Source organism: Fodinicola acaciae, from assembly GCF_010993745.1.
GTDB lineage: Bacteria > Actinomycetota > Actinomycetes > Mycobacteriales > HKI-0501 > Fodinicola > Fodinicola acaciae.
Genome location: NZ_WOTN01000002.1, coordinates 2342816 through 2350191, shown reverse-complemented (window position 1 = coordinate 2350191; position 7376 = coordinate 2342816). Strand labels below are relative to the sequence as shown.

6 protein-coding genes are annotated in these 7376 nt (G+C 69.2%); 3 read left to right on the top strand and 3 right to left on the bottom strand.

Annotated features, from left to right (window positions below; all coding sequences use genetic code 11):
* Positions 1–25: 25 nt before the first annotated feature.
* Positions 26–1099, bottom strand: a complete 1074-nt coding sequence (locus GNX95_RS26365; RefSeq protein ID WP_163510040.1) for a DUF4192 domain-containing protein — start codon at positions 1097–1099, stop codon at positions 26–28.
* A 168-nt stretch (positions 1100–1267) separates the two neighbouring features.
* Between GNX95_RS26365 and GNX95_RS26360 the strand changes: the two genes are divergently transcribed.
* Entirely contained in the window at positions 1268–1858 is a 591-nt protein-coding gene (locus GNX95_RS26360; RefSeq protein WP_163510039.1) for a hypothetical protein, read from the top strand.
* Here the strand turns inward: GNX95_RS26360 and GNX95_RS26355 are convergent.
* Positions 1827–3158, bottom strand: a complete 1332-nt coding sequence (locus tag GNX95_RS26355) for an MFS transporter (protein WP_163510038.1) — start codon at positions 3156–3158, stop codon at positions 1827–1829. The genes GNX95_RS26360 and GNX95_RS26355 overlap by 32 nt on opposite strands.
* A gap of 50 nt (positions 3159–3208) precedes the next feature.
* Between GNX95_RS26355 and GNX95_RS26350 the strand changes: the two genes are divergently transcribed.
* Positions 3209–4054, top strand: a complete 846-nt coding sequence (locus GNX95_RS26350; protein WP_163510037.1) for a helix-turn-helix transcriptional regulator — start codon at positions 3209–3211, stop codon at positions 4052–4054.
* A gap of 222 nt (positions 4055–4276) precedes the next feature.
* Positions 4277–4456, top strand: a complete 180-nt coding sequence (locus GNX95_RS42250; protein WP_187369685.1) for a hypothetical protein — start codon at positions 4277–4279, stop codon at positions 4454–4456.
* Positions 4457–4512: 56 nt separating this feature from the next.
* On the opposite strand, the gene GNX95_RS26340 is transcribed toward GNX95_RS42250, so the two are convergent.
* Positions 4513–7365 carry a vitamin B12-dependent ribonucleotide reductase gene (locus GNX95_RS26340; protein WP_163510036.1) on the bottom strand — a complete coding sequence of 951 codons (2853 nt, stop codon included), beginning with the start codon at positions 7363–7365 and terminating at the stop codon, positions 4513–4515.
* Between the last annotated feature and the right edge of the window lie 11 nt (positions 7366–7376).

The following is a 7376-nucleotide window of genomic DNA, read 5'->3' as shown; positions in this document are numbered from 1 at the left end:
TCCCAACAGTCTCTCAGCGCTGCCCTCAGGCCGCGCGTCTGGAGCGGCGCGAGCGCCGGTCGCAGAGCCAGGCCTCGCGCATCGCGGCGCGGAAGTCGCCCGGCGGTATGGCGCGCATGACCGCCTCGGCCACCAGCTTCGCCATCGTGTAGCGAGGGTCGTCGGTGAGCGCGCGTGCCGCGCAGTCACCTGCCAAGGTGCAGTCGCCGGCGTTGTACGACTGCACTGCCAGCAGGGTCGCGGCCGGCGCGGCGTACGGGGACGGCAACCGGCGGGTCAGCTGATACCACACGTTTTCGGCGACCTCGGCGAGCGGACTGACCGTCCACCGCAGCGCGCGGTCACGTACGGCGATCAACTGCAGCGCGGCACCGAGCCGGCCGATCTCGTCGACCGTCAGGTCACGCGGACGGTCGCGACGGCCGATCACAGCGGCGCCGACGATCCGCTCGCCTGCGTCGACCACGGCGCCGCTGCCGGCGGTCGCGGCCAGCCGGTCCTGCTCGGCCAGCGCGGCGTCGAGCGCGGCCCGCACCTCCGACGCGGCGGTCTGGTCGTACGCGATGGACGCGGTCACCGCCGCACGGTCCGGATAGACGACCCGGCCGAGGGCCGCCAGCTCGGCGGCGAACTGGCCGACCAGCGACTGGTCGATCACCTCGCCACCTGGCGGACAGCACCGCGGATTGCGACACCGCAACGACCACCATCGACCGTCGGACACGTGCATCACGTCGACCACCGCCATGCCGGCCTTCCGCGCGGCGACACGTGCCGCCGTGCCGGCGCGCTTCACCACGCTCTTCGGCAGGTCCGACACGACGACCAGGATCGCTTCGACGGAGCTGGCGTGCCGCAGATACGTCGCCATCGCGGCCGCCTGCTCGCGGTAGGGCGGCGGACCGAGGTCGAGCCGCGCGGTCAGCGTGACCCGCTTGTTGGCTCCGATGCCGATGCCGACCAGGCTCTCGGCCGGATGGAAACCCAGCATGTACGGCAGGGCGGCGGCCACCTCGGCCGGACCGCGGAGGCGGATCAGAGTGCGCGGATCGGCGTCCGGAGCGCGTACGCCGGTCGATGGCTGGAGTGGTGAGGTCATGGCTCCAGCATCGGAGCGAATGGCCGTGAATGGTGGACGGGATGACAAATCCGTGGATGACAACTGATGGTGTGGATAACGGTGGAAGCCGGAATTTGTGTGGTATGGCGCCGCATTCCTGTGGATAACGCACGACGCGGTGTCGCCTGAATGCGGCAGAGTTTCGGCATGCCTCCGACACCTACGCGACCTGACGACGCGCCGCCGTACTGGATCCCCCGCGCGGTCACGACCATCCCCGCACTCGTCAACCGCCTCCTCGGCGAGCCCGACTGGCACCGCTCCGGCTGCTCGGTCACCGCGGTGCTGGCCGACGCCACCAAACCGGGACTGTGGCTCGCTCGGCTCGCGCCCGCGCCGTACTGCCTCGGCACCGCACCGGCCGGCAACCCGGTCGAGCCGCTGGTCGCGCAGCTGATCGCGACACACCGCGGCCGCCTCTGGGACAGCTGGCTGGCGCTCGCCGTCGAGCGCAACTCCGTCGCGTACGAGCACTGTGACGTCGGCTGGCTGTACGCGCTGCTCAACGCGGCCGCACTGCACCGCGTACGCGTCGCCGACGTGTCGGTGACCGACCCGGAGCAGACCCGGCTGATGTGCTCGGACGCGCCGGTCCTGACGCTGGTGACCGGCGAGCCCCGCCGCTGGCCGACCGTCCGGAATGCGGTCGACCTCGACCCGGACAGCTGCCTCGACGGCTATCGGCGCAACGGCCTCGGCCAGTGGATCATCCCGCGGCGCTGTCCCGAAGCGAGCTGACCACCGTCACGGCGAGCGCCACGACCGCGACCAGCAGCGCGATCCGCATGCCGGCAAGCAGGCCACCGGCCGCCAACGCACCGAAAACCGCGACGCCGAGCGCCCCGCCAAACTGGCGGCCGGCATTGAGAATGCCCGATGCAATGCCCGCCTGGCCGGCGTCAACCGACCGCAGCAGCACGACGGTCAGTGCCGGTACGGTCAGTCCGCCGCCGACTCCGAACGGCACGAGCAGCAACGCCTGCACGACCACCGGCGTGTCACGGCCCAGAAGCAACAGGCCGAGCACACCGGCCGCCAGCACGACCTGGCCGACGACCATCGGCAGCCGCGGCCCGTAGCGGTTCACCAGCCGGCCGGCGGTCAGATTGACCACCGTGATCAGCGCCGTCATCGGCAGGAACATCAGGCCGGCGAGCAGTGCCGGCAGGCCACGCACCTGCTCGAAATACAGCGCCAGCAGGAAAACAACGCCATAGAACGCGAAGTTGACCGCCAAACCGACGCCGACCGCGACCACCACCCCCGGCTGCCGAAACAACCCCAACGGCACCATCGGATGCCGCGCACGCCGCTCCGCGTACGCGAAAACACCAGCGGCCACAACGAAAACCACCAATGCGACGATCGACCGTTGGATCACCGCGTACGTCACGGCCGCCATGCCGACCACCGCCGACAGCTGACCAGGCAGGTCGAACGGCACCGGACGCGCCGCCGAGCGCGGCGTACGCGCCATCGCCAGCAGGCCGGCGATGCCGATCGGCGCGTTGACGTAGAAAGCCGATCGCCAACCAAAGGTGCTGGTCAGCAGGCCGCCGACGAGCGGACCGGCGGCCATCGCGGCGCCGCCGGTCGCGGTCCAGACGGCGATCGCGCGTACCCGCTCGGCCGCATCCGGATAAGCCTGCCGCACCAACGCCAGCGACGCCGGCAGGATCGCGGCCGCCGCCGCGCCCTGCGCGAACCGCGCCGCCACGAGTACGCCAAGGGACGGTGCCAAGCCGCACACCGCCGACGCCACCGTGAACGCCGCCAAGCCGCCGCCGAACGCGCGGCTCGCGCCGACCCGGTCAGACAAGGCGCCGGCGGACAGCAACAACGCCGCCAACATCAACGTGTAACCGGTGACAACCCACTGCAACGCACTGATCCCGCCGCGCAGGTCGTGGCCGATGACCGGCATCGCCACCGACACGATCTGCGTGTCCAGCGTGAGAACGAAAAACCCGAGCGCCGCGGCGCCGAGTGTGAGCGTACGCGTCGGCTTTTCCGCCGCACGCACCAAAGTAACCGTCATGCCATCATCGTCGTCGTGGCCGCCGACCGGCGACAGTATCCTGGGTGACCATGGCTGGGTCACCCAAGAGCGGCGCGCGGCTCCGCGAGCTCGGAGCATTCCTCCGCGACCGCCGCACTCGTCTGGAGCCGGCCGCGGTCGGCATTTCCGCCGACGGCGTACGGAAAACCGCCGGCCTCCGACGCGAGGAGCTGTGCGACATCGCCGGCGTCAGCGTCGGTTACTACGTACGGCTGGAACAGGGCCGCGGCGGTCCGCCGTCGGCGAGCGTCGTCGACGCGCTCGCGCGAGCGTTGCGGCTCACCGCAGACGAGCAGGCGTATCTGCACTCACTGGCCGACATCTCCGACAACCGCTACCCGGTGGCCGCGACACCGGAGATGATCCGCGCGGCGCAGGACATCGTCGACCTGGTCGCCGCACCGTCGGTCGCGTACGTGATCGACCGGTCCGGCGACGTACTCGCCTGGAATGCCGGCGCGGCAGCGCTTTTCGTCGACCACCTGCTGCCGGACACCAGACCCAACAACGTCCGCTATGTCTTCTGCAACCCGGTGTCGCGCGAGCTTTTCGCCGACTGGGACGAGATCGCCGACGACGCCGTCGCACACCTGCGAGCGACGATCGGCCAGCGGCCGGACGATCCAGCCGTACGCGCCTTCGTCAGCGAATTGTCCAACGCCAGCAACGAATTCGCCGACCGTTGGCAGCGCCGCGACGTGTGGCCGTGCACCGCCGGCGCCAAAACCTTCAACCATCCGGTCGCCGGCCGCCTGCGGCTCACCTATCGCGTACTCGACATTCCGGAGACCTGCCACCACCGGCTGGTCGTCTATCGCGCCGAGCCCGGCAGCGCCGACCACGAAGCACTGACACGACTGGAAAGTGACCGATGAGCGGCGCGCAGCTGCGCGGACGGACGGCCCGGGACCGATCTGCCTGACCTGGGCGGACCTGGACCACCTGGTGTTCCTGCCGGCCGGCAACACCGCGCTGACCCGCGCACGCGAGGCCAGCACGTTGGCGGCCGTCGTCGTACGCTTCAGCCGCGACCGGAAACGCTATGAACGGCAAGGAATCCTCGTCGAGGAGGCGGCGCTGGAGGTTGCCGAGCAACAATGCCTGGCCGACGAGGACATACGCGAGGCCGCGAGCGGCGCGCCGCCGAGGACGTACAGTTTCAGGCGAAACTCGCCGCCGAGATCGGCCGCCTCTTCGCCCGGCTGTCCGGCAGGGCGCACCACCGCCATCGCCGCCCACGCCGGCACCCGCGGCCGCGGCCGCCGGCCAGCGGCTGAGCGCGCATGGCCCCCATGCTTGCATCCAGCGCAAGCATGGGGGCCATGCGGACGTACTAGCTGCAGCCGCTGGTGGAGCCGCAGCCCTCGCAGACGAAGCACGAACCGGCCGGTCGCATCTTCGTGCCGCAGGTCATGCACAGTGGCGCGTCGTTGGACTTGCCCTGCACCAGCTCCAGCAGCTCCGCCGTCGAGCCGACGCTGCGCGGCGCGGCGGTGCTGGTGGCCGCCACGGAGGTGGCGTTGGCCGGTGCGCTCACCGGCGCCGACTGCGCCAGGCCCTCCAAGTCGACATCGTCGTTCTCGGCGGCCGGCAGTGGCTGCTGCGTGCTCGCGTCCAGCTGCGCCGTACGCTCGGCCGCGCTGAAGATGCTGAGCTCGCTGCGCTGGTCGTACGGCAGGTAGTCCAGCGCCAGCCGGCGGAAGATGTAGTCCATCACCGAGTTGGCGATCCGGATGTCCGGGTCGTCGGTCATGCCGGCCGGCTCGAACCGCATGTTGGTGAACTTCTCGACGAAGGTCTCCAGCGGCACGCCGTACTGCAGCGCCACCGAGATCGCGATCGAGAACGCGTCCAGCACACCGGCCAGCGTCGAGCCCTGCTTGCCGAGCTTGAGGAACACCTCACCGACGCCGTTGTCCGGGTATGACGACGAGGTCATGTAACCCTCGGCGCCGCCAACCGAGAACGAGATCGTCTGCGACGGCCGCTTCTTCGGCAGCCGCTTGCGTACGGCCCGGTGCTCGGTCGACTCGTCCACCACGACCACCGGCGCTTCGACCTTCTTCGCCTTCGCGTCGGACAGCGGCTGACCGACCTTGCAGTTGTCGCGATAGATCGCCAGCGCCTTCAGGCCGAGCTTCCAGCCCTGGAAGTAGATGTTCTTGATCTCCTCCACGGTCGCCGTCTCCGGCATGTTGACCGTCTTGGAGATCGCGCCGGAGATGAACGGCTGCACCGCCGCCATCATCCGCACATGCCCCATCGGCGAGATGGCGCGCCGGCCGACCGCGCAGTCGAAGACCTCGTAGTGCTCCGGCTTGAGTCCCGGCGCGTCGACCACGTGGCCGTTCTCGGCGACGTACTCGACGATCGCCTCGATCTGCTCCTGCTGGTAACCCAGCACCTCCAGCGCCTTCTTCAGCGTCTGGTTGACGATCTGCATCGACCCGCCAGTGGACAGTTTCTTGAACTTCACCAACGAAAAGTCGGGCTCCACACCGGTCGTGTCGCAGTCCATCATGAAGCCGATGGTGCCGGTCGGCGCCAGCACCGAGGCCTGGGCGTTACGCCAGCCGTTGACGGCGCCGATCTTGAGGCCGTCCTGCCACTGCCGCGTCGCCTCGCGGAGGATCTGCTGGTCGTCGGCACCCACCGGCCGCACCGCGTCGTTGGCCGCCGCGTGCTTACGCATGACCCGCTGGTGACCTTCGGCGTTGCGCGCGTAGCCGGCGTACGGTCCGACGATGCCGGCCAGCTCGGCGGAGCGCCGGTAGGCGACACCGGTCATCAGTGACGTGATCGCCGCCGCCAGCGCGCGGCCGCCCTCGGAGTCGTAGCCGTGCGCGGTCGCCATCAGCAGCGCGCCGAGGTTGGCATAGCCGATGCCGAGCTGCCGATAGTCGCGCGTGGTCTCACCGATCGGCTCGGTCGGGAAGTCGGCGAAGCAGATCGAGATGTCCATCGCGGTGATGACGAACTCGACCGCGCGTACGAACCGCCGCGTGTCGAACGTGCCGTCCGGCTGGAGGAACTTGAGCAGGTTGAGCGAGGCCAGGTTGCAGGACGAGTTGTCCAGGCTCATGTATTCCGAGCACGGGTTGGACGCGGTGATCCGGCCGGTCTCCGGGTTGGTGTGCCAGTCGTTGATGGTGTCGTCGTACTGGACACCCGGGTCGGCGCATTCCCACGCCGCCTGCGCCATCTTGCCGAACAGCTTCTTCGCGTCGACCGTCTCGACGACACTGCCGTCGGTGCGCGCGCGGAGCGCGAAGTCGCCGCCGTCCTCGACCGCCTTCATGAACTCGTCGGAGACCCGCACCGAGTTGTTGGCGTTCTGGTATTGGACGGAGGTGATGTCCTTGCCGCCGAGCTCCATGTCGAAGCCGGCGTCGCGCAGCGCGCGGATCTTGTCCTCCTCGCGCGCCTTGGTCTCGATGAACTCCTCGATGTCGGGGTGGTCGACGTCGAGTACGACCATCTTCGCCGCGCGCCGCGTCGCACCGCCGGACTTGATCGTGCCGGCACTCGCGTCGGCGCCGCGCATGAAGGAGACCGGACCGGAGGCCGTACCACCGGAGGACAGCAGCTCCTTCGAGGAACGGATCCGCGACAGGTTGAGGCCGGCGCCGGAACCACCCTTGAAGATCCGGCCCTCCTCCTTGTACCAGTTGAGGATCGACTCCATCGAGTCGTCGACCGACAGGATGAAACACGCACTCACCTGCTGCGGCGAGGACGTGCCGACGTTGAACCAGACCGGCGAGTTGAAGCTGAACACCTGGTGCAGCAGCATCCAGGTCAGCTCGTGCTCGAACACCTCCGCGTCGGCGTCGGTCGCGAAGTAGCCGTGCTGGCGACCGGCCTTGCCGTACGTGAGCACCACCCGGTCGATCAGCTCGCGCAGGCTCGACTCGCGCTGCGGCGTGCCGACCGCGCCGCGGAAGTATTTGCTGGTCACGATGTTGACGGCGTTCAGCGACCAGAAGTCGGGAAACTCGACACCGCGCTGCTCGAAGTTGACCGAGCCGTCCCGCCAGTTGGTCATCACGACGTCGCGACGCTCCCAGGTCACCTCGTCGTACGGATGCACACCGGCGGTGGTGTAGAGCCGCTCGATCTTCAACCCCTTGGCACGCCGTTTACGCTCCGGCGCGCTGTTGGTCGCCGCTTCGACCGCCTCGGTCATGACGTTTCCCC

Coding starts and splice junctions, on each gene's coding strand:
- GNX95_RS26350 (WP_163510037.1), top strand. CDS start 3,209: ATGGCTGGGTCACCCAAGAGCGGCGCGCGGCTCCGCGAGCTCGGAGCA.
- GNX95_RS42250 (WP_187369685.1), top strand. CDS start 4,277: ATGCCTGGCCGACGAGGACATACGCGAGGCCGCGAGCGGCGCGCCGCC.
- GNX95_RS26365 (WP_163510040.1), bottom strand. CDS start 1,099: ATGACCTCACCACTCCAGCCATCGACCGGCGTACGCGCTCCGGACGCC.
- GNX95_RS26340 (WP_163510036.1), bottom strand. CDS start 7,365: ATGACCGAGGCGGTCGAAGCGGCGACCAACAGCGCGCCGGAGCGTAAA.
- GNX95_RS26355 (WP_163510038.1), bottom strand. CDS start 3,158: ATGACGGTTACTTTGGTGCGTGCGGCGGAAAAGCCGACGCGTACGCTC.
- GNX95_RS26360 (WP_163510039.1), top strand. CDS start 1,268: ATGCCTCCGACACCTACGCGACCTGACGACGCGCCGCCGTACTGGATC.